At 62.6% G+C, this 1,386-nt stretch carries 1 tRNA gene and 1 pseudogene; both read left to right on the top strand.

The window, feature by feature from the left end:
* Window positions 1–1,174 (top strand): annotated as a pseudogene (locus I5W_RS07725) (glucan biosynthesis protein); the annotation flags it as partial.
* A 71-nt stretch (window positions 1,175–1,245) separates the two neighbouring features.
* Window positions 1,246–1,322 (top strand) — tRNA-Arg (locus tag I5W_RS07720).
* Window positions 1,323–1,386: the final 64 nt, after the last annotated feature.

The raw sequence follows: 1,386 nt of genomic DNA, 5'->3' as shown, positions 1-1,386 counted from the left end.
GGCAGTTGGTTTGCCGGTTTCCCGCTTCCAGGAAAGCCGCCTGGCCGACCAGTCGCGCAAGGACTGGCGCAAGAACGATTGGGTGGCTTTCCTGGGGGCTTCCTATTTCCGTGCCATTGGCGACCTGTACCAGTACGGTTTGTCGGCCCGCGGCATCGCCATCGACGTGGCACAGGCCGACCGTCCCGAGGAATTCCCCGACTTCACGCAATTCTTCTTCGAACCGCAAGCGCCGGGCAGCGAGACGGTCGTGGTCTATGCCCTGCTCGATGGTCCCAGCATCACCGGAGCCTATCGCTTCGCCATGCAACGCGGCGCGGGGGTGGGCATGGAAATCGACAAGGCGCTGTTCCTGCGGCGTGACGTGGCGCGCCTGGGGCTGGCCCCGGCCACTTCGATGTACTGGTTCTCGGAAACGGTGAAGGGTACCGGCGTGGACTGGCGGCCCGAGGTACATGACTCCGATGGCCTGGCGATCTGGAGCGGCGCAGGCGAACACCTGTGGCGCCCGCTCAACAATCCACCCCGCACCATGGCCTCGGCCTTCGGCGACCAGCATCTGCGTGGCTTCGGCCTGCTACAGCGCGACCGCGACTTCGACCATTATCTCGATGGCGTGCACTATGAACGCCGCCCCAGCCTGTGGGTGGAACCGCTGGGCGACTGGGGCGAAGGTGCGGTGCAATTGATCGAATTGCGCACCGATGACGAGATCCACGACAACATCGTAGCCATGTGGGTACCCAAGGCGCCGGCACGCGCCGGCAATAGCTATCGCCTGCGCTACCGGCTCTACTGGCAGAAGGATGAACCCTTCCCCACCCCGCTGGCACGTTGCGTAGCCACGCGCCTGGGCCGCGGCGGCCAACCGGGACAGGCGCGCCCGCAGCAGGTGCGCAAGTTCATGGTCGAGTTCAAGGGAGCGCCGCTGGAGAACTTACCCTTTGGCGTGAAGCCGGAAGCCGTCATCACCGCCTCGCGCGGCAGCATTTCCTACGTCTACACGGAAGCCCTGCCCAATGGCGTCGCCGGTCACTGGCGCGCCCAGTTCGATCTCACCGCCGACGGTCAGGAACCGGTCGAGCTACGCCTGTTCCTGCGCCACCAGGGCCAGGCGCTGAGCGAGACCTGGCTGTTCCAGTACCATCCTTTTGTGGCGCGCGAGGTGTATTGAAGGAATTTTTTACGGGGTCTCGAAAAAATGTTTGTACTTTTTTCAAAACCTCCTTATAATCTCGTTCTTTCGCGGCTGTAGCTCAGCTGGATAGAGTACTTGGCTACGAACCAAGGGGTCGTGGGTTCGATTCCTGCCAGCCGCACCATATGCAGTAAAAAAAGGGTCCATCGCAAGATGGGCCCTTTTTTGTTTGGCCGCCGAACCGCGCG

Origin of the sequence: Herbaspirillum sp. B65, assembly GCF_000333555.1 — a bacterium.
GTDB lineage: Bacteria > Pseudomonadota > Gammaproteobacteria > Burkholderiales > Burkholderiaceae_D > Herbaspirillum > Herbaspirillum rubrisubalbicans.
This window is presented reverse-complemented; position numbering and strand designations above follow the sequence as displayed.